Annotated in this window: 14 protein-coding genes; 6 read left to right on the top strand and 8 right to left on the bottom strand. The window is 65.6% G+C overall.

The features are described 5' to 3' along the window. The first annotated feature begins 58 nt into the window (after positions 1 to 58). Both MRBLST15_RS03500 and MRBLST15_RS03495 read left to right on the top strand, forming a co-directional pair. Positions 59 to 1,609: a BCCT family transporter gene (locus MRBLST15_RS03500; RefSeq protein WP_312704883.1), complete on the top strand. Its 1,551-nt coding sequence runs from the start codon at positions 59 to 61 to the stop codon at positions 1,607 to 1,609. A 91-nt stretch (positions 1,610 to 1,700) separates the two neighbouring features. Continuing rightward, complete coding sequence (locus MRBLST15_RS03495; RefSeq protein WP_367785233.1) at positions 1,701 to 2,144, top strand: hypothetical protein; 444 nt, start codon at positions 1,701 to 1,703, stop codon at positions 2,142 to 2,144. Positions 2,145 to 2,266: 122 nt separating this feature from the next. Here the strand turns inward: MRBLST15_RS03495 and acnA are convergent, their stop codons facing one another. Then, the gene (gene acnA / locus MRBLST15_RS03490; protein ID WP_367785232.1) at positions 2,267 to 5,020 is read right to left on the bottom strand and encodes an aconitate hydratase AcnA; all 2,754 of its coding nucleotides are present in this window, start codon (positions 5,018 to 5,020) and stop codon (positions 2,267 to 2,269) included. Positions 5,021 to 5,277: 257 nt separating this feature from the next. Beyond that, a complete protein-coding gene (gene bamE, locus MRBLST15_RS03485; protein ID WP_089240964.1) occupies positions 5,278 to 5,658 on the bottom strand; it encodes an outer membrane protein assembly factor BamE domain-containing protein in 381 nt (126 codons plus the stop codon). A 191-nt stretch (positions 5,659 to 5,849) separates the two neighbouring features. Between bamE and MRBLST15_RS03480 the strand changes: the two genes are divergently transcribed. From MRBLST15_RS03480 to MRBLST15_RS03465, 4 genes are all read left to right on the top strand, one after another. Further along, positions 5,850 to 6,074: an AbrB/MazE/SpoVT family DNA-binding domain-containing protein gene (locus tag MRBLST15_RS03480; protein ID WP_025878955.1), complete on the top strand. Its 225-nt coding sequence runs from the start codon at positions 5,850 to 5,852 to the stop codon at positions 6,072 to 6,074. 6 nt (positions 6,075 to 6,080) lie between these two features. Continuing rightward, positions 6,081 to 6,482, top strand: coding sequence for a type II toxin-antitoxin system VapC family toxin (locus tag MRBLST15_RS03475; protein WP_265955620.1), 402 nt, complete (start codon positions 6,081 to 6,083; stop codon positions 6,480 to 6,482). 41 nt (positions 6,483 to 6,523) lie between these two features. Beyond that, complete coding sequence (acnB, locus tag MRBLST15_RS03470; protein ID WP_367785231.1) at positions 6,524 to 9,115, top strand: bifunctional aconitate hydratase 2/2-methylisocitrate dehydratase; 2,592 nt, start codon at positions 6,524 to 6,526, stop codon at positions 9,113 to 9,115. Between the two features lie 121 nt (positions 9,116 to 9,236). After that, a complete protein-coding gene (locus tag MRBLST15_RS03465; protein WP_265955625.1) occupies positions 9,237 to 9,728 on the top strand; it encodes a TonB family protein in 492 nt (163 codons plus the stop codon). 87 nt (positions 9,729 to 9,815) lie between these two features. Here the strand turns inward: MRBLST15_RS03465 and MRBLST15_RS03460 are convergent, their stop codons facing one another. From MRBLST15_RS03460 to MRBLST15_RS03435, 6 genes are all read right to left on the bottom strand, one after another. Beyond that, complete coding sequence (locus tag MRBLST15_RS03460) at positions 9,816 to 10,187, bottom strand: hypothetical protein (protein ID WP_265955627.1); 372 nt, start codon at positions 10,185 to 10,187, stop codon at positions 9,816 to 9,818. A gap of 186 nt (positions 10,188 to 10,373) precedes the next feature. Next, positions 10,374 to 11,447, bottom strand: a complete 1,074-nt coding sequence (locus tag MRBLST15_RS03455; protein ID WP_312704888.1) for a protein-glutamate methylesterase/protein-glutamine glutaminase — start codon at positions 11,445 to 11,447, stop codon at positions 10,374 to 10,376. Then, a complete protein-coding gene (cheD, locus tag MRBLST15_RS03450) occupies positions 11,444 to 12,040 on the bottom strand; it encodes a chemoreceptor glutamine deamidase CheD (protein ID WP_230111154.1) in 597 nt (198 codons plus the stop codon). The genes MRBLST15_RS03455 and cheD overlap by 4 nt, the downstream gene beginning before the upstream one ends. Beyond that, positions 12,037 to 12,906 carry a CheR family methyltransferase gene (locus MRBLST15_RS03445; protein ID WP_265956123.1) on the bottom strand — a complete coding sequence of 290 codons (870 nt, stop codon included), beginning with the start codon at positions 12,904 to 12,906 and terminating at the stop codon, positions 12,037 to 12,039. The genes cheD and MRBLST15_RS03445 overlap by 4 nt, the downstream gene beginning before the upstream one ends. A gap of 32 nt (positions 12,907 to 12,938) precedes the next feature. Next, positions 12,939 to 15,203, bottom strand: coding sequence for a methyl-accepting chemotaxis protein (locus tag MRBLST15_RS03440; protein ID WP_367785230.1), 2,265 nt, complete (start codon positions 15,201 to 15,203; stop codon positions 12,939 to 12,941). A 739-nt stretch (positions 15,204 to 15,942) separates the two neighbouring features. Continuing rightward, positions 15,943 to 18,312 (bottom strand): methyl-accepting chemotaxis protein, encoded by a 2,370-nt coding sequence (locus MRBLST15_RS03435; RefSeq protein WP_312704890.1) that lies wholly within the window; start codon positions 18,310 to 18,312, stop codon positions 15,943 to 15,945. Positions 18,313 to 18,386 lie beyond the last annotated feature (74 nt).

The raw sequence follows: 18,386 nt of genomic DNA, 5'->3' as shown, positions 1-18,386 counted from the left end.
GGCCCGGTTTCCGGTCCGGCCCCGCCCATGTGCCTCCCTGGACTGATGAGACGACCCCATGTCTTCCCTGGCTCATCCCAAGCGCTCGCCCCTGCGCTTGAACCGTTTCGTGTTCTTCAGTTCGTCGGTCTCCATCGGCATCCTCGGTGCGTTGACCGTGTTCTTCCCGGAGGCCAGCGAGCACTGGCTGCAATGGGCGCAGGCCGAGGTCTCCGCGGCGTTCGGCTGGTGGTACATGCTGCTGATCGTGGCCTGCCTGGGCTTCGTGCTATGGCTGGCGTTCTCGCCGTATGGCCGCATCCGCCTGGGCCATAACGAGGAGTCGCCTGCGTTCGGCTACGTGGCCTGGGTGTCGATGCTGTTCTCGGCCGGCATCGGCATCGCGCTGCTCTACTACGGCGCCTACGAGCCGCTGGACCATTTCCTCGCTCCGCCCGGGCAGCCCGGCGGCACGGTCGCGGCCGGCCGCGAAGCGATGGTGCTGACCTTCCTGCACTGGGGCCTGCATGGCTGGGCGTTGTACGCCCTGGTCGGCGTGGCGCTGGGCTACTTCGCCTACCGCCGCAACCTGCCGCTGGCGCTGCGTTCGGCGCTGTACCCGATCTTCGGCGAGCGCATCCATGGCCGCATCGGTGACATGGTCGATGGCTTCGGCATCCTGGCGACGCTGATCTCGATGGTCACCAACCTCGGCATCGGTGCGCTGGTGGTGCAGTCCGGCCTGGTCTACCTGTTCCACATCCCGGATACGCCGCAGGTGCTGGTGGCGATCGTGCTGGTGATGATGGTCGTGGCCACCATCGGCGTCGTTGCCGGTGTGGAGAAGGGCATCGCCTGGCTGTCCAACCTCAACGTGCGGCTGCTGTGCCTGCTGCTGCTGTTCGTGCTGGTGACTGGGCCGACCCTGCACCTGTTCGATGGCCTGGTGCAGAACACCGGCGACTACCTGGGCGCGTTCGTGCGCAAGAGCTTCGACATGTACCTCAATGACCCGAAGGGGCGTGAGTGGATGGGCTCGTGGACGCTGTTCTACTGGGCGTGGTGGATTGCCTGGGCACCGTTCGTGGGTTTGTTCGTCGCGCGCATCTCGCGTGGCCGCACCATTCGTGAAGTGATCATGGGCGTGCTGCTGATCCCGCTGGGTTTCACCCTGGCGTGGCTGTCGATCTTCGGCAACACCGCCATCGACCTGGTGCTGAACCACGGCCAGGCGGTGCTGGGCGAAGTGGCCCAGCATGATGCGGCGATGACGCTGTTCAAGCTGCTGGAGTATCTGCCCGCGGCGCCTTACATCGCCGGTGCGGCGGTGGTGATCGGTTTCGTGTTGTTCCTGACCCCCGTTGATTCGGGCACGCTGATGATCGCCAACCTGTGTACCCGGCGTGTCGATGATGGCGTGGAGGACGGGCATGACGCGCCGATCTGGCTCCGCGTGTTCTGGGCGGCGGGCATCACCGTGGCCAGCGTCGGCCTGCTGCTGGCTGGCAACTTCAGCGCGATGCAGACGGCGGTGGTGCTGTGCGGCCTGCCGTTCTCCTTCATCCTGGCGTTCTACATGTGGGGCCTGTTGAAGGCGCTGCGTACCGACCCGGATGCGCCTCGGCGATAGGGATGGTGACGGGGATTTCGTCATTCTCTGAAAGACAACCGCACCTGCCGACTGCAATCATCGCTCGACATGCTTCTGAAGGAGTCGAGCGATGGTCCGTACCCTGGTTCTTTCCCTGATTTTCTCCCTTTGCTGCCTGCCGGCGGCAGTGGCCGCCCCTCCTGTGCAGCTGGATTTCCCGGTACTGCTGCTGGGCGAAACCGCACCGGTGCGCCTGCAGCTGGCTCCGCATGCGGGCGGGCTGGCGCTCTACTCGATCCACATGAATGCCATGGGCAGTGGGGTGGTCAGCGGCTATCAGGTGACCGGCGTGCAGTGCCCGTCGGGATTCCAGTTCAACCTGTATCGCAATGGCCAGGGTGCGGTCTGCTACCGCATGGAGGACACTCCACATGCGGGAGGTGTGATGGTGGTGCAGGTCATCAATGTCGATGCGGCCGACGGGCACACGCTATGGGAGGAAGGGCTGGGCTTTCTGGATGCGCATGGGCCACCGCAGCGGATCGCGTGGCATCTGTTTGGTGTGCGCCCATGAACGTATAAAGAAAAGGGCCGGATCCGTGAGGATCCGGCCCTTCTTCTTGTAGAGCCGAGCCCATGCTCGGCTGATGCTGTGGCGATGTAGCCGAGCGTGGGCTCGGCTCTACAGTTGATGCGTTACTTGCTGGCCAGCTGACGCAGCACGTACTGCAGCAGGCCGCCGTGGCGGAAGTACTCCACTTCCTTCGGGGTCAGCAGCATCACCGAGACTTCGAAGGTCTTCTTCGTGCCATCGGCCTTGGTCGCGGTGACCGTAGCGCGCTTGCTGGCGCCATCCTGCAGGCCGGTGACATCGATCACTTCCGAACCGTCCAGGCCCAGCGACTGTGCGTTTTCACCGTTGCGGAACTGCAGCGGCAGCACGCCCATGCCGACCAGGTTCGAACGATGGATGCGTTCGAAGCTTTCGGCGATGACGGCCTTCACACCCAGCAGCAGGGTGCCCTTGGCGGCCCAGTCGCGCGAAGACCCGGTGCCGTATTCCTTGCCGGCCAGCACCACCAGCGGCACCTTGTCGGCCTTGTACTTCATCGCCGCGTCGTAGATCGCCAGCTTTTCCGGCTGGCCGCCGTTGGCCGGGTAGTACAGGGTGTTTCCACCTTCTTCGCCACCGAACATCAGGTTCTTGATGCGGATGTTGGCGAAGGTGCCGCGGACCATCACGTCATCGTTGCCACGGCGGCTGCCGTAGCTGTTGAAGTCGGCCGGCTGCACGCCGCGCTCCTGCAGGAAGCGGCCCGCCGGCGAATCCTTCTTGATGTTGCCGGCCGGAGAGATGTGGTCGGTGGTGATCGAATCGCCGAACAGGCCCATCACCCGCGCGCCGTGCACGTCATCGATGGTGCCGACCTGCATGGTCATGCCGTCGAAGTACGGCGGGTTCTTGATGTAGGTGGACGCATCGCTCCATTCGTACAGATCACCGTCCGGCGAGGCGATGGTGTTCCAGCGGGTATCGCCCTTGAACACGTCGGCGTAGTTCTGCTTGAACATTTCCGGGCCGACGGTGGCGGCGATGACGTCGCCGATCTCCTTGTTGCTTGGCCAGATGTCGCGCAGGTACACCGGCTGGCCATCGCTGCCGGTGCCCAGCGGTTCGCTGGTCAGGTCGATGTCGGTGGTACCGGCGATGGCGTAGGCCACCACCAGCGGCGGGCTGGCCAGGTAGTTCATCTTCACTTCGGGATGCACGCGGCCCTCGAAGTTGCGGTTGCCCGACAGCACCGAGGTCACCACCAGGTCGCCACTGGCGATGCCGGCACTGACTTCGGTCGGCAGCGGGCCGGAATTGCCGATGCAGGTGGTGCAGCCATAGCCGACCACATAGAAGCCGATCTTTTCCAGCTCGGTGAGAACGCCGGCCTTTTCCAGATAGTCGGTGACCACGCGCGAGCCTGGGCCGAGCGAGGTCTTGACCCACGGCTTGCGGTCCAGGCCCTTGGCGGCCGCGTTGCGGGCGAGCAGGCCGGCGCCGATCATCACCGCCGGGTTGGAGGTGTTGGTACACGAGGTGATGGCGGCGATGACCACCGCGCCATCCTTCAGCCGCACCTTCCTGCCGTCCATCTCGATGTCGGCGTAGCCCTTGGCCAGCTGCTCGTTGCCCACGGCGGCGCCGCCGCCTTCATTGACGAAGGTGGAGACATCCTCGCTGCGCTTGTCACGGTTGGCGGTCATGCCGACCAGGGCGTCGCGGTAGTTCTTCTGCACGTCTTCCAGAAGCACGCGGTCCTGCGGACGCTTGGGGCCGGCCAGCGAGGGCTTGACCGTGCCCATGTCCAGTTCCAGCGTGGTGCTGTACTGCGCATGCGGGCTGTTGGCGTCGTGCCACAGGCCCTGCGCCTTGGCATAGGCTTCAACCAGGGCGATCTGCTCTTCGCTGCGGCCGGACAGGCGCAGGTAGGTCAGCGATTCGTTGTCGATCGGGAAGATGCCGCAGGTAGCGCCGTATTCCGGAGCCATGTTGCCGATGGTCGCGCGGTCGGCCAGGGGCAGGTGCTGCAGGCCGTCGCCATAGAACTCGACGAACTTGCCGACCACGCCGAGCTTGCGCAGCATCTGGGTGACGGTCAGCACCAGGTCGGTGGCGGTAGCGCCTTCGGGCAGCTTGCCGGTCAGCTTGAAGCCGACGACCTGCGGGATCAGCATCGACGAGGGCTGGCCGAGCATGGCCGCCTCGGCCTCGATGCCGCCCACGCCCCAGCCGAGCACGCCGATGCCGTTGATCATCGTGGTATGGCTGTCGGTGCCGAACACCGTGTCCGGATAGGCGATGGCCTTGCCGTCCTTGTCCGCGGTCATCACCACGCGGGCCAGGTTTTCCAGGTTGACCTGGTGGACGATGCCGGTGTTGGGCGGCACCACCTTGAAGTTGTCGAAGGCCTTCTGACCCCAGCGCAGGAAGCCGTAGCGTTCCTGGTTGCGCTGGAATTCGATCTTGCCGTTGAGGTCCAGTGCGTCGGGCTTGCCGAACACATCCACCTGCACCGAGTGGTCGATGACCAGCTCGGAGGGAATCAGCGGATTGATCTGTTCGGGGCGGCCGCCGAGCTTGACCACGGCATCGCGCATCGCGGCTAGGTCGACCACGCAGGGCACGCCGGTGAAGTCCTGCAGCACCACGCGCGCGGGCATGAAGGCGATTTCGGTGTCCGGTTCGGCCGCCGGGTTCCAGCGGGCCACGGCTTCGATGTGATCCTTGCCGACGGTGACGCCGCCATCCTCGTGCCGGAGCAGGTTCTCCAGCAGGATCTTCATCGAGTAGGGCAGGTGGGAGATGTCGAAGCGCCGGCCCAGCGTGGGCAGGCTGAAGTAGTCGTAGGTCTTACCGCCGACGTCCAGCTGGCTGCGGGTGGAGAACGAATCGCTCATGCGGGATGACTCCTCTTGCGGATGGCTTGCACTGGCCCGCATGGGCGGACCTGCTTGCGTTTGCCGGTGGCACTCCGGCCCCGGATCCTGCCCAGTATCGGCGATCCAGCACCCGGCAATGACCCGGCAGGCTTGGAACGCAAGGTTACAGCGGTGTGTGTAGCCTTCGTGTCAGCGTGTGCATCGTTTTTTCGCCGGCCCGCACGCAGACGGGGCGCTCATGGGCGCCCCGTCCGGGAATGCATCTGCTGCAGGGCTTACTTGCCGTTGGCGGCATCGAGCAGCGGGTTGCCGGTCTTGGCGCCACCGGTGCCGTTGCTCTTGGACTTGGCGGTCAGCACGCCGGCTTTGTTGAATTCGAAGACGGTCGATTCGTTGATGTTCTTGCCGAAGCTCTTGATCTTGGTGAAGTCGTAGTACCAGACCTGGGTGTCGCCCAGCTGCTCGCGGCGATTGGGTGCTCCAAAGGCCTCGCTGACCTGCTTCTGGGTGGTCTTGCCGATCTCCGCTGCATCCATCTGCGCCGGAGTGATCTCGGTGCCGGTGACGTAGGCACCGAACGGGTTGAAGGCGTGGGCCGCCGGGACCGACAGGGTCAACGGGGCAGCCAGCATCAGGGCAAGAGTGAGAGCGCGCATGAAACTTCCTTATTTATTGAGCGGATAGGTGCGGTAGGAACGCCGGGGCGTCCAGCCGGGGCGCAGCTGGGCTGCCAAAGGAGTCTAACCCCGGGATGCGACGGACGCGGGATGAAGGTCACATATCGCCTGGGTTTGTCCCGGGTGCGACGGGTATGTATAATTCATGCATACTTTTTGAGGCGTACCCCATGGAAGCCACCGTTGCTGAACGCGGACAGATCACCCTGCCCAAGGCAGTGCGTGATGCGCTGGGCCTGACCAAGGGCACCTTGTTGAAGGTAGAGCTGGAAGGCAGCCGGATCATCCTGCGCAAGAGCGTGGATGATGCGATCTCCCGCGCCCGCGGCAAGTTCTCGCTGGACGGCTTCGAATCGGCCGACGCGGCCGTGCGCGACCTGCGCGACGAGGAGTAAGCGGTGATGATCGCCGTCGATTCACCGGTGCTGGTCGAACTGCTCAGCAACGGCCCGCAGGCCGATGCGGTGGAAGCCTGCCTGCGGCAGAGCCTGGTCGGCGGCCGCGTGGTGGTCTGCGGCGCCACCCTGGCCGAGATCTGCGCTGCCCTGCGCGGCGGTGCCGAGGTACTGGAAGCGCTGGAGGAAATGGGCGTGCACTTCAACGCGCTGGAGGCCAAATCGGCCCTGCGCGCCGGTGAAATGCATCGCCGCCATCGCCAGCGCGGCAGCGGCCCGCGCCGTGGCCTGGACGAATTCATGATCGGTGCCCACGCCCTGCTGCAGTGCGATGGCCTGATCACCTGGAACGACACGTTTTATCGCGACTACTTCAAGGGCCTGAAGCTGATCGTGCCGCAAGCCTGAGCCCACTTTTTATTCACCTCACGCATTACCCGGGAGTTGTCATGTTGGAAGCCTACCGCCACCACGTCGCCGAGCGCGCTGCGCTTGGCATCCCGCCCCTGCCGCTGACCGCGCAGCAGACGGCCGATGTCATCGAACTGCTGAAGAACCCGCCGCAGGGCGAGGCCGAGTTCCTGCTCGACCTGCTGACCCACCGCGTGCCGGCCGGCGTCGATGACGCTGCCAAGGTCAAGGCCTCGTACCTGGCCGCGATCGCACTGGGCAGCGAGCAGAACCCGCTGATCAGCCGCGAGCGCGCCACCGAACTGCTGGGCACCATGCTGGGCGGCTACAACGTCGCGCCGCTGGTGCAGCTGCTGGACGACGCAAGCGTCGGCGCCATCGCTGCCGACGCGCTGAAGAAGACCCTGCTGGTGTTCGACGCCTTCCACGACGTGCAGGAAAAGGCCAAGTCCGGCAACGCCAACGCCCAGTCCGTGCTGCAGAGCTGGGCCGATGCCGAGTGGTTCACCAGCAACCCGGAAGTGCCGCAGAGCCTGACCGTCACCGTGTTCAAGGTGCCGGGCGAAACCAATACCGACGACCTGTCGCCGGCACCGGACGCCACCACCCGCCCGGACATTCCGATGCACGCCCTGGCGATGCTGAAGAACAAGCGCGACGATGCGCCGTTCACCCCGGAAGAAGACGGCAAGCGCGGCCCGATCCAGCAGATCCTCGACCTGAAGGAGAAGGGCCACCTGGTCGCCTATGTCGGCGACGTGGTCGGCACTGGTTCCTCGCGCAAGTCGGCCACCAACAGCGTGCTGTGGTGGACCGGCGATGACATTCCGTACATCCCGAACAAGCGCGCTGGTGGCGTCTGCCTGGGTTCGAAGATCGCACCGATCTTCTACAACACCATGGAAGATGCCGGGGCGCTGCCGATCGAGCTGGACGTGTCGAAGATGGAGCATGGCGATGTCGTCGAGCTGCGTCCGTACGAGGGCAAGGCGCTGAAGAACGGCGAAGTGATCGCCGAGTTCCAGGTCAAGTCCGACGTGCTGTTCGACGAAGTGCGTGCCGGTGGCCGCATTCCGCTGATCATCGGCCGTGGCCTGACCGGCAAGGCGCGTGAAGCGCTGGGCCTGGCCCCGACCGATCTGTTCCGCCTGCCGGTGCAGCCGGCCGACACCGGCAAGGGCTTCTCGCTGGCGCAGAAGATGGTCGGCCGCGCCTGTGGCCTGCCGGAAGGGCAGGGCATGCGTCCGGGCACCTACTGCGAACCGAAGATGACCTCGGTGGGCTCGCAGGACACCACCGGCCCGATGACCCGCGACGAGCTGAAGGATCTGGCCTGCCTGGGCTTCTCGGCCGACCTGGTGATGCAGTCGTTCTGCCACACCGCGGCCTACCCGAAGCCGGTGGACGTCAAGACCCACCACACCCTGCCGGAGTTCATCTCCACCCGTGGTGGCATCTCGCTGCGTCCGGGCGACGGCGTGATCCACAGCTGGCTCAACCGCATGCTGCTGCCGGACACCGTCGGCACCGGCGGCGACTCGCACACCCGTTTCCCGGTGGGCATTTCGTTCCCGGCCGGTTCGGGCCTGGTCGCCTTCGCCGCTGCCACCGGCGTCATGCCGCTGGACATGCCGGAGTCGGTGCTGGTGCGCTTCAAGGGCAAGATGCAGCCGGGCGTGACCCTGCGTGACCTGGTCAACGCGATCCCGCTGTACGCGATCAAGTCGGGCCTGCTGACCGTGGCCAAGGCCGGCAAGAAGAACATCTTCTCCGGCCGTATCCTGGAAATCGAAGGCCTGCCGGAGCTGAAGGTCGAACAGGCGTTCGAACTGTCCGATGCCTCGGCCGAGCGTTCGGCTGCCGGTTGCTCGGTGCGCCTGAACAAGGAACCGATCATCGAGTACCTCACCAGCAACATCACGCTGCTGAAGTGGATGATCGCTGAGGGTTACCAGGATCCGCGTTCGCTGCAGCGTCGCATCGAGAAGATGGAAGCCTGGCTGGCCAACCCGGAGCTGCTGGAGCCGGATGCCGACGCCGAGTACGCCGCCGTCATCGAGATCGACCTGGCCGACATCCACGAGCCGATCGTGGCCTGCCCGAACGACCCGGACGACGTGAAGACCCTGTCCGAAGTCGCGGGTGCGAAGATCGACGAAGTGTTCATCGGTTCGTGCATGACCAACATCGGTCACTTCCGTGCGGCTGCGAAGCTGCTGGAAGGCAAGCGCGACCTGCCGACCCGCCTGTGGGTGGCCCCGCCGACCAAGATGGATGCGTCCGAGCTGACCAAGGAAGGCGTGTACGGCACCTTCGGTGCCACCGGCGCACGCATGGAAATGCCGGGCTGCTCGCTGTGCATGGGCAATCAGGCGCAGATCCGCGAAGGCTCCACCGCGATGTCGACCTCGACCCGCAACTTCCCGAACCGTCTGGGCCGCAACACCAACGTGTACCTGGGTTCGGCGGAACTGGCCGCGATCTGCTCGCGCCTGGGCCGCATCCCGACCAAGGAAGAGTACATGGCCGATGTGGGCGTGATCGCCGCCAGTGGCGCGGAGATCTACCGCTACATGAACTTCGACCAGATCGAGGAGTACCAGGACGTGGCCAAGACGGTCGCTGCCTGATCCTGCTGATCGGTTGATGGTGTAAACGAAGAACCCCCGGTGAAAGCCGGGGTTTTTCGTCTGGGCGCCCGCAGCGACGGCTGCGCGTTAGACTTCGACCTGCTTTTTCAGGAGGACAGGGATGTTGGCGGATCGACGACGCTGTGTAGCGCTGGCAGCGATGATGGCGGGCTGGGCTATGGCACCGGCTGCAATCGCGCAGCAGGACGCGCGGGCCGATGAAGCGTCTGCCGATACGCGGATGAGCGCTGACGAACACAGGGTGCTCCTGCTGCAGGAACAGTTCCTGGAGATCGCCCGGGCCAACGCGTCAAGGTCCGAGACAACCGAAAAGGCGGAAACCTACGCCTCGGTTGATGCCGACTCGCAGCGGCAGCATCCCGTGCAGCTTAGGAACCATCAGCCACCCGAGCGCGGAGTTGGTGCGGCCACGCTGCTGGTGGACGTAGACGAGCAGGGCCGCCCGTATGCTGTGGAGGTCGCGCGCGGCAGTGGATCGGCGGCGCTGGATGCGGCGGCCGTGGAGGCGGCGTATCGATGGCGCTACAACGCCGCAAGCAGGGATGGCGTACCGGTGCGCGGGAAGGTGCGGGTCACGGTGTCGGGACCCTAACCGCGACTGCGTGATGTAGCGGTGCCGGACATTGCCCGGCAGGCAGTTGAAGCGGAGAACCTACGGGCGCGTTCCGAGGGTTATCTGCTACTGGATGGTCCAGTCGGCAGTGCCTTGAAGGCGCTTCCCGGCAAACAGCACATTGCCCCGGCCACCGGAGACGTCCATCTCGAACCATGGCAGTCCATCACGGCTAAGCGGACGCACGTAGGCCTGGCGCTTTGCGCGGTCGAATTCGATGTAGTAGCGGCGATGAACGTTCGGGTACTTCGGGATCGACGCGCCTTTCCAGTTGACGCTCACCGCGCCGGGGTCTTCGCGACCCACCAGCATCAGCATGAAGAACACATCACCCTGCTTGGCCTCGAAGTAGAACAGATCACCACTGGCGCCGGCGGGGGACAGTGGCAGTGACAGCAGTGTGGCCGCCAGCACGGCCTTCCATATCCCTGTGATCATGCGCAGCATTCCTTGTGCAATACGGCTATCAAAGCACAGATGCGGGCAGCCCGTTGAACCGAAGAACCCCGGTGAAAGCCGAAGTTTTTTGTTACGTGATGGCCTGTAGAGCCGAGCCCATGCTCGGCTTGCCGGAGCGGGGCCCGAAAAGCAGCCGAGCATGGGCTCGGCTCTACAGCCGCGCCATCAGCCGCGGGACAGCGCCAGCAAACGCTCGGCAATGCGCTCCAGCGGTACCTGTTCCTCGGCCGCGCCAAGTTTGAACGCTGCACCTGGCATGCCCCAGACCACGCTGGTGGCTTCGTCCTGCACCAGCGTGGGGGCACCGGCCTGGCGCATTTCCAGCAGGCCACGTGCGCCGTCATCGCCCATGCCGGTGAGGATGGCGCCGATGGCATTGCCGCCAGCGCTCTGTGCCACCGAACGGAACAGCACGTCCACGGCCGGTTTGTGCCGGTTCACTGCCGGGCCGTCGTCGACCCGACAGCGCCAGCGCGCACCGTCGCGGATGATCCGCAGGTGCTTGCCGCCGGGTGGCAGGTACGCGTGGCCGGGCAGCACCGCTTCGCCATCGCTGGCTTCGCGTACGGCCATCGCCGAATGACGGTCCAGGCGCTCGGCGAACGCGGTGCTGAAACTGGCGGGCAGATGCTGGGTCATCACCACTGCGGGACCGTCGGCGGGCATGCCTTCCAGCACCACGCGCAGTGCTTCGGTGCCGCCGGCAGACGAGCCGATGGCGATCAGGCGGTCTGTGGTACGGAACTGCGTTGCTGCCGGACGCACGGCAGGGGCGGCATCCAGCGTGAGTTTCGGTGTTGCCACGCGCACCAGCGGACGTACCCGTGAGCGCGCAGCCATCTTCACCTTGGCGATGATTTCATCGGCATAGGCCTGCAGGCCACGGGCCACATCGAGCTTGGGCTTGGAGACGAAGTCCACTGCGCCCAGGCCCAGCGCCTGCAGGGTGGTATCGGCGCCACGCTCGGTCAGCGACGAGATCATCACCACCGGCAGCGGGTGCAGGCGCATCAGGTTTTCCAGGAACGCCAGGCCATCCATGCGTGGCATTTCCACGTCCAGGGTGATCACGTCCGGGGCCAAGCGCTTGATTTTCTCGCGGGCCAGCAGCGGGTCGGCAGCGGTGCCGACCACGTCGATGGCCGGATCGCTGGACAGGATTTCGGTGAGCATCTGCCGCACCACGGCAGAATCGTCGACGATCAGGACCCGGCAGGGGGCGTTGCCGGTCAGGGTCATTCGAACAGCTCCACGCCACCGGTGACCGGGGCCTTCGACAGGCGTGCGCGCACGGCCGATTCGGTCGCGGCCACTTCGGCTTCGTGGGCGTGCGGCAGGCGCTGCACGACGACGCGGCCGGTATCGGCAAAGAACCAGATCTTGCGCGGATGGATGCCGCACAGGTCCTCGGCGAGGATCGGGATATGCTCGGCCTGCAGGTACTGGCGCACGAACTCGGCGTTGCGCGTGCCAACCGGATTGCTGGTGAAGCCTTTCAGCACGTTGGCGCCACCGAACACCTTGGCCTCGATGCGCTTGCGATGCGCGCCGCGCTTGAGCATGTCGTTGATCAGCAGTTCCATCGCGTAGCTGCCATAGCGTGCGGGCGCGCCGTCGCCGGCGTTGCCCTCGGGCAGCAGGAAGTGGTTCATGCCGCCGATCTTCAGCACCGGGTCGCGCAGGCAGGCGGCCACGCATGAGCCGAGCGTGGTGGTCAGCGCGGTGGTGTCATCCACCACCAGATACTGGGTGGGCAGCAGCTTGGCGGCGATGGTCTTGAAGCGTGCGTCCTGGTAGCGCATCACATCGTCGGTGCGCAGTGCAGCATTCATGCCCCGGCTCCCTGTGCGCGACGGTACAGCGTGCGGCCGCAGGGCTGGATCAGATCGGCGGCGTGCAGGTAGTTCTCCGAGTGGCCGGTATAGAGCAGGCCGTCGTCGGCCAGGTGGTTGACCAGGCGGCCAAGGATCGCGCGCTGGGTCGGCTTGTCGAAGTAGATCATTACGTTGCGGCAGAACAGCGCGTCGAACGGGCCGCCGACGTCGTAGCGCGGCGCCAGCAGGTTGAGCGGGCGGAACTCGATCAGTTCGCGCAGCGCCGGCAGTACGCGGCACTGGCCTTCGTTGGGGCCACTGCCGCGCTGGAAGTAGCGGCGGCGCAGGTCCGGATCGAGGCCCGCGACACGGTCGATGTTGTAGACACCGCGCCCGGCGGTGGCCAGCACCTGGGTATCGACGTCGGTGGCGACAATGCGCACCGGCGGCTTCAGGGTGCCGAAGGCTTCGCAGGCGGTGATCGCCATCGAGTAGGGCTCTTCACCGGTGGAGGCGGCGCACGACCACAGCAGCAGCGGACCACGCCCGTTGCGCTGCTGCAGCTCCTCGCGCAGCTTGTCGAAATGGTGCGGCTCGCGGAAGAACGCGGTGAGATTGGTGGTCAGCGCATTGGTGAATGCCTGCCACTCGTCACCGTCGCCCTGTTCCAGGTGGTCCAGGTACTGCTGGAAGCTGCGCATGCCCAGCGTGCGCAGGCGGCGCGACAGGCGTCCGTACACCATGTCGCGCTTGGCCGGGGCGAGGGCAATGCCCACGCGCTGGTAGATCAGGTCGCAGACGCGGCGGAAATCACGGTCGGCGAACTCGAATTCGCGCGTACCGCTGACGGTGGGAGTAGGGCTCTGCACGGGTGACGTGTCCATCGGCGGGGCGGCGGCCGCAGCCACCGCGAGGATCAGAATTCCTGCCAGTCGCCGTCGTTGGAGACGACGGTGCTGGAGTGGGTACGGCGGATCGGAGCGGGCGTCGACACGGGCCGCGAAGGCGCAGGGCTGGCGGCCTTCGGTGCGACCTTCGCGGTCACCGCCTTCACTGCGACGGCGACCTGGTTGTCGAGGCGGAAGATCGCCACGGCGTCGGCCAGCTGCGCGGCCTGCTCTTCCATCGCACGTGCGGCGGCAGTGGCTTCTTCCACCAGCGCGGCGTTCTGCTGGGTGGTTTCATCCATCTGCACCACGGTCTGGTTGACCTGTTCGATGCCGGCCGACTGTTCCTGCGAGGCAGCGGAGATCTCGGCCATGATGTCGGTCACGCGCTGCACCGAAGCGACGATCTCGCCCATGGTGCTGCCGGCCTGATGGACCAGGCTGGAGCCTTCGGCGACCTTGCCGACGGAGTCGTCGATCAGGCCCTTGATCTCCTTGGCGGCGGCGGCCGAGCGCTGGGCGAGGGTACGCACCTCGCTGGCGACCACGGCGAAGCCACGGCCCTGTTCACCGGCACGGGCGGCTTCGACCGCAGCGTTCAGCGCCAGGATGTTGGTCTGGAAGGCGATGCCGTCGATCACCGAAATGATCTCGGCGATCTTCTTCGAGGACGCTTCGATGGCCGACATGGTGGTGACCACCTGACCAACCACGCTGCCGCCCTGCGAGGCCACGCCATGCGCGCCGATGGCGAGCTGGTTGGCCTGGCGTGCGTGCTCGGCGTTCTGGCGTACGGTGGAGGTCAGTTCCTCCATCGACGCGGCGGTTTCTTCCAGATTGGCGGCCTGCTGTTCGGTGCGGCGCGACAGGTCGCTGTTGCCCGAGGCGATCTCGCCGGCCGACAGGGTGATGCTGGAGGCGCTGAGCTGGATCTGGCCAACGATCTGGGTCAGCTGGCTGACCGTGGCGTTGGCATCGTCGCGCATGCGCGCGAACACGCCCTGGTAGTCACCGTGCATGCGCGCGGTCAGGTCGCCGTCGGCGATGGACGACAGCAGCTGCGAGAGCTTGCCGAGGTTGTCATCACTGACCGCCATCATCGCGTTGAGGTTTTCCAGCATGGTGCGGAAATCGTGATCGAAGCGCTGTGCGTCGCCGCGCTGGCTGAAGTCGCCGGCGGCCGCGGCGCTGGCCAGCTGCTTGATCTCGGCATTGATGCGGCCCAGATTGGTCTTGACCGTGTCGACGGTGGTGGTCATCGCCGCCTTCTCGCCCGGGTAGCGGGCGATGTCGCTGCTGAGGTCGCCGACGGCGTACTGCTGCACGACGTTCAGTACATCGTGCAGGGTCTGCACGTGGCTGCCGACCAGGACGTTGGTTTCCTGCACCATCAGCCCGTATTCGCCGGGGAAGGCGCTGGCGTCGATACGGTAGCTGAGTTCACCTTCATCGTGACGGCGCGCCATCTCGCGCTGGCCACTGATGACTGCGTGCAGCTGCTGCTGCATGCGTGACATCGCTTCGAGCAGGCGACCGGGTTCGTCATGCGGCTGCGGGCCGATGTGGCTGTCCAGCTTGCCGCCAGCGATGCCCTCGGCGACGGCGGTAGCCTGCTTCAATGGGCGCGCGATGCGGTTGCCGATGACCCAGCTCAGGGCCAGCACGATCAGCACCAGCACGCCGCCGGCCAGGGTCATGATGGCGGTAAAGACCAGTGCCTGCTGCTGCACGTCATCCATGTAGACGCCGCTGCTGACCACCCAGTTCCAGGGTTTGAACAGGCCGGCGTAGGCGACCTTTTCGACCTCGCCCTTCTCGCCCGGCTTGGCCCAGCGATAGGCGACGAACCCACCGCCGGCCTTGGCCGCTTCGATCTGGTCGTAGTAGATGCGGATGCCATCGCCGGTACGGAAATCCTTCATGTCCTTGCCCACCAGATCCTTGCGGAACGGGTGCATGAGCACGTGATAGCCGGTGTCGTAGATGTTGTAGTAATACGTATCGTTGTGCGCGCGCATGACTTCCAGCGCCTGCAGCGCGGCGGCCTTGGCGGCTTCTTCGCTGAGTTCACCGGTTCCGGCGAGGCGGTGGTAGTGGTCGAGGATGCCGTAGCTCAGCTCGACCTGGGTCTTCAGCGAAGACTTGCGGGTATCGGTCAGGTCCAGGTACTGCATGCGGGCAGCGATCACCGAGAGCGCGATCACGCCCAGCGCGATCAGCAGCGTGAGCAGGTTGAGCTTGCGTCGGACGGAGAGATTGCTGAAGTAGTGTTGCCAGCGATGCAGGAGATTCATCGAGCAGTACCCGGGTGATGGTGGGTGGAGGCGCCGGTGCTGGTCGGGAGCAGCGGTGACATGACCGTTATCGGCCGCGGGAGCGGGGGATTGAGGTGGGCTGTTCGAACGTATTCAGGTTTGCTTGCAGCGGCGGCTGCGGCGCTGCCTGCGGCAGGCTTTTGAGGCAACAGCAACAGCAACAGCAACAGCAATGGCGGTTGGTCGGCTCTGCGATGTTGAGAAGGAGCCGTGCGGGGTGGGCTGGCGGGACACGCCGTAAACCCGTCCCTGGGGGCTCGATGGCGCCATCCATGGCGCCAACGGTCCCGCAAGCCCACCCCGCACGACTCATCCGGCATTCCAATGTCGGACGGTAAGAGCGTTGGGTTTCCAAGTGGAAAGAGGGGTCAGATCCGTTTTCCTGCGGAAAACGGATCTGACCCCGGAAGCGCCGCAGCTGTGGCTCCGCTCTTTGCTTTTCTTTCTTTAATCCGGGGTGGACGCGCAAGGAAACTGTCCGTGGCCGGGAGGGTGGGCTGCGCAGGGGCGTAAGCGCCATGGATGGCGCGCCCGAGCCTACAGGGACGTATTCACGGCGTCCCCTGCGCAGCCCACCCTCCCGGCCAACCTCAGCAGCCTAGGGCTTCGAGCGACCACCCCGAGGGGCTTCGCCGTTGGCTGGATAGTCAGATACTCCGTAAACAAAAACGCCCCAGCGCAGGGCCGGGGCGTCTTCATGCTTCAGGTCGGGCAGGAATCAGAATTCCTGCCAGTCTCCATCGGCCATCTCGGTCACTGCCGGGCGAGCGCCGCTGACGCGTCGGGCTGGCGGTGCCATCGGTGCCGGGGCGGCCGGTGCAGCAGCACGCGGTGCCGGCGTGCGCGCGGCGACCACGACTTCGGCTTCATCGACCACGAAGATCGATACCGCCTCGCTCAGATGGCCCGCCTGTTCTTCCATCGCACGTGCGGCAGCAGTGGCTTCTTCCACCAGCGCGGCGTTCTGCTGGGTGGTTTCGTCCATCTGCACCACGGTCTGGTTGACCTGCTCGATGCCGGCGCTCTGCTCCTGCGAGGCAGCGGAGATCTCGGACATGATGTCGGTCACGCGCTGCACCGAGGCGACGATTTCGCCCATGGTGGCGCCGGCCTTGTGCACCAGCGCCGAGCCGTCATTGACCTTGCCGACCGAGTCGTCGATCAGGCCCTTGATTTCCTTGGCCGCTGCAGCCGAACGCTGGGCGAGGGTGCGCACTTCGCTGGCGACCACGGCGAAACCACGGCCCTGTTCGCCGGCACGGGCGGCTTCCACTGCGGCGTTCAGCGCCAGGATGTTGGTCTGGAAGGCGATGCCGTCGATCACCGAAATGATCTCGGCGATCTTCTTCGACGAGGCCTGGATGGCCGACATGGTGGTGACCACCTGGCCGACCACTTCACCGCCCTGCGAAGCCACGCCGTGCGCGCCGATGGCGAGCTGGTTGGCCTGGCGGGCGTGTTCGGCGTTCTGGCGAACGGTGGAGGTCAGTTCCTCCATCGAAGCGGCGGTTTCTTCCAGGTTCGCGGCCTGCTGCTCGGTACGGCGCGACAGGTCGCTGTTGCCCGAGGCGATTTCACCGGCGGCCGAGCTGATCGCGCGGCTGGACTGCTTGATGCGGGTGACGATCTCGCTCAGCTGTGCGGCCGTGGCGTTGGCATCGTCGCGCATGCGGGCGAACACGCCCTGGTAGTCACCGTGCATGCGCACGGTCAGGTCACCCTGCGACAGCGCGGCGAGCAGGCCGGAAATCTGTTCGATGCTGCCCGAGTTGGCGTCCAGCAGGCCGTTGATCTGCTGGGCCAGCTGCAGGAAGAAGCCTTCCTTGTCGTTGGCATCGATGCGGCCGGACAGGTCACCGGCGGCGGCCTGGGCGATCACCCGTGCCACTTCGGCCTCGACCTGTGCTTCCTGGGTACGGTCGCGCCATTCAACCACGTAGCCGACGGTGTCGCCGTCTTCGTTGCGGATGGTCGACACGACCTGGGCGAACTGGGCATCGCCGTACTGCATCGGGCGGCGGGCAACGCCATGCTGCTTGAGGTTGGCCAGCAGGGTGTTGTCCATCTCGCCACGGTGCTCGAGCACGGTGACCGGCTTGCCGACCAGCGAGGCCTGGGCATCGAAGTCGGGCAGGTCGCGGCGCAGCTCGTCCTGGTACTGGACCAGGGTCTGCTGCAGGGCGCGGTTGCTGTAGACGATGGTGTTGCTGGGATCGGTCAGGTAGACGCCGGTCGAGCTGTAATCCAGCGCGGTGCGGATACGCAGGTTCTCGCGGGCGATGGCCTGGTCGGTTTCGGTGCGCTCGCGCAGGTCGCGCTGCATGCGCTGCATGGCCTGCATCAGTTCGCCCACTTCGTCCTGTCGGCTGACGTCGATATGGCCATCGAGCTTGCCACCGGCGACGTCGTTGGCAACCGAAACGGCGCCACGCACGCTGCCGACCAGGGCGCGGGCGAACAGCCACACCAGCACCAGGCCGAGCGCGGCACCACCGAGCAGGGCGATCACGGTCAGCACGGCCGAGGCGGAGTAGGTGGAGGCGGCTTCGTCGCGCGAGGCGCGGGCGAGGCGGTTGTCTTCGGCGATCAGCGCTTCCAGCGCGGCGCCAGCCTTGCGGTGCTTGGTACGGGTCTCGCCGACGAAGGTATCGATCGCATCGTCGGGCAGGTCCAGCTCCAGCATCTCGGTGACGCTGTCATAGGAGGCCAGCGCGTCCTTCCAGTCCTTGGCGAAGGTGTCGAACAGCTTCTTCTGCTGGGCGTTGTCGACCAGCTTCGGATAGTCCTTGATCGACGTGTCCATGCTGGTGCGCAGCTCGGCGGCCTGCTTGCGGGCGTCAGCCTTGACGTCGTCGCTGGCGCGGATCAGCTGCTGGTAGGCGCTGTTGCGGTACTCGCCGAGCATGCCGCGCATCTCGCCGGCCATGCGGATGCTCTCCATGCGTGAACCGGCCAGCTCGGTGGTCACGTTGTTCAGCGAATGCAGACCACGGTAGGCGACGATGCCCTGCAGCAGCATCACCAGCAAGAGGACACCGAAGGTCAGCATGAGCTTCGGCATCAGTTTCAGGTTGTTGATCCACGGCATGGGCGTTGCGATCTCCTAAGGCAGACGCGGCCGGGCGCTGGGCCCGGTTGCAACAGCCACGCCGGCACGCTGGC

It is taken from the genome of Stenotrophomonas sp. LST15-1-1.1, assembly GCF_040815575.1.
GTDB classification, from domain to species: Bacteria; Pseudomonadota; Gammaproteobacteria; order Xanthomonadales; family Xanthomonadaceae; genus Stenotrophomonas; species Stenotrophomonas lactitubi_B.
This window is presented reverse-complemented; position numbering and strand designations above follow the sequence as displayed.

What these genes read in the sequence shown, in the direction of transcription:
- MRBLST15_RS03500 (WP_312704883.1), top strand. Translation starts at nt 59, where the DNA reads ATGTCTTCCCTGGCTCATCCCAAGCGCTCGCCCCTGCGCTTGAACCGT.
- MRBLST15_RS03495 (WP_367785233.1), top strand. Translation starts at nt 1,701, where the DNA reads ATGGTCCGTACCCTGGTTCTTTCCCTGATTTTCTCCCTTTGCTGCCTG.
- acnA (WP_367785232.1), bottom strand. Translation starts at nt 5,020, where the DNA reads ATGAGCGATTCGTTCTCCACCCGCAGCCAGCTGGACGTCGGCGGTAAG.
- bamE (WP_089240964.1), bottom strand. Translation starts at nt 5,658, where the DNA reads ATGCGCGCTCTCACTCTTGCCCTGATGCTGGCTGCCCCGTTGACCCTG.
- MRBLST15_RS03480 (WP_025878955.1), top strand. Translation starts at nt 5,850, where the DNA reads ATGGAAGCCACCGTTGCTGAACGCGGACAGATCACCCTGCCCAAGGCA.
- MRBLST15_RS03475 (WP_265955620.1), top strand. Translation starts at nt 6,081, where the DNA reads ATGATCGCCGTCGATTCACCGGTGCTGGTCGAACTGCTCAGCAACGGC.
- acnB (WP_367785231.1), top strand. Translation starts at nt 6,524, where the DNA reads ATGTTGGAAGCCTACCGCCACCACGTCGCCGAGCGCGCTGCGCTTGGC.
- MRBLST15_RS03465 (WP_265955625.1), top strand. Translation starts at nt 9,237, where the DNA reads ATGTTGGCGGATCGACGACGCTGTGTAGCGCTGGCAGCGATGATGGCG.
- MRBLST15_RS03460 (WP_265955627.1), bottom strand. Translation starts at nt 10,187, where the DNA reads ATGATCACAGGGATATGGAAGGCCGTGCTGGCGGCCACACTGCTGTCA.
- MRBLST15_RS03455 (WP_312704888.1), bottom strand. Translation starts at nt 11,447, where the DNA reads ATGACCCTGACCGGCAACGCCCCCTGCCGGGTCCTGATCGTCGACGAT.
- cheD (WP_230111154.1), bottom strand. Translation starts at nt 12,040, where the DNA reads ATGAATGCTGCACTGCGCACCGACGATGTGATGCGCTACCAGGACGCA.
- MRBLST15_RS03445 (WP_265956123.1), bottom strand. Translation starts at nt 12,906, where the DNA reads ATGGACACGTCACCCGTGCAGAGCCCTACTCCCACCGTCAGCGGTACG.
- MRBLST15_RS03440 (WP_367785230.1), bottom strand. Translation starts at nt 15,203, where the DNA reads ATGAATCTCCTGCATCGCTGGCAACACTACTTCAGCAATCTCTCCGTC.
- MRBLST15_RS03435 (WP_312704890.1), bottom strand. Translation starts at nt 18,312, where the DNA reads ATGCCGTGGATCAACAACCTGAAACTGATGCCGAAGCTCATGCTGACC.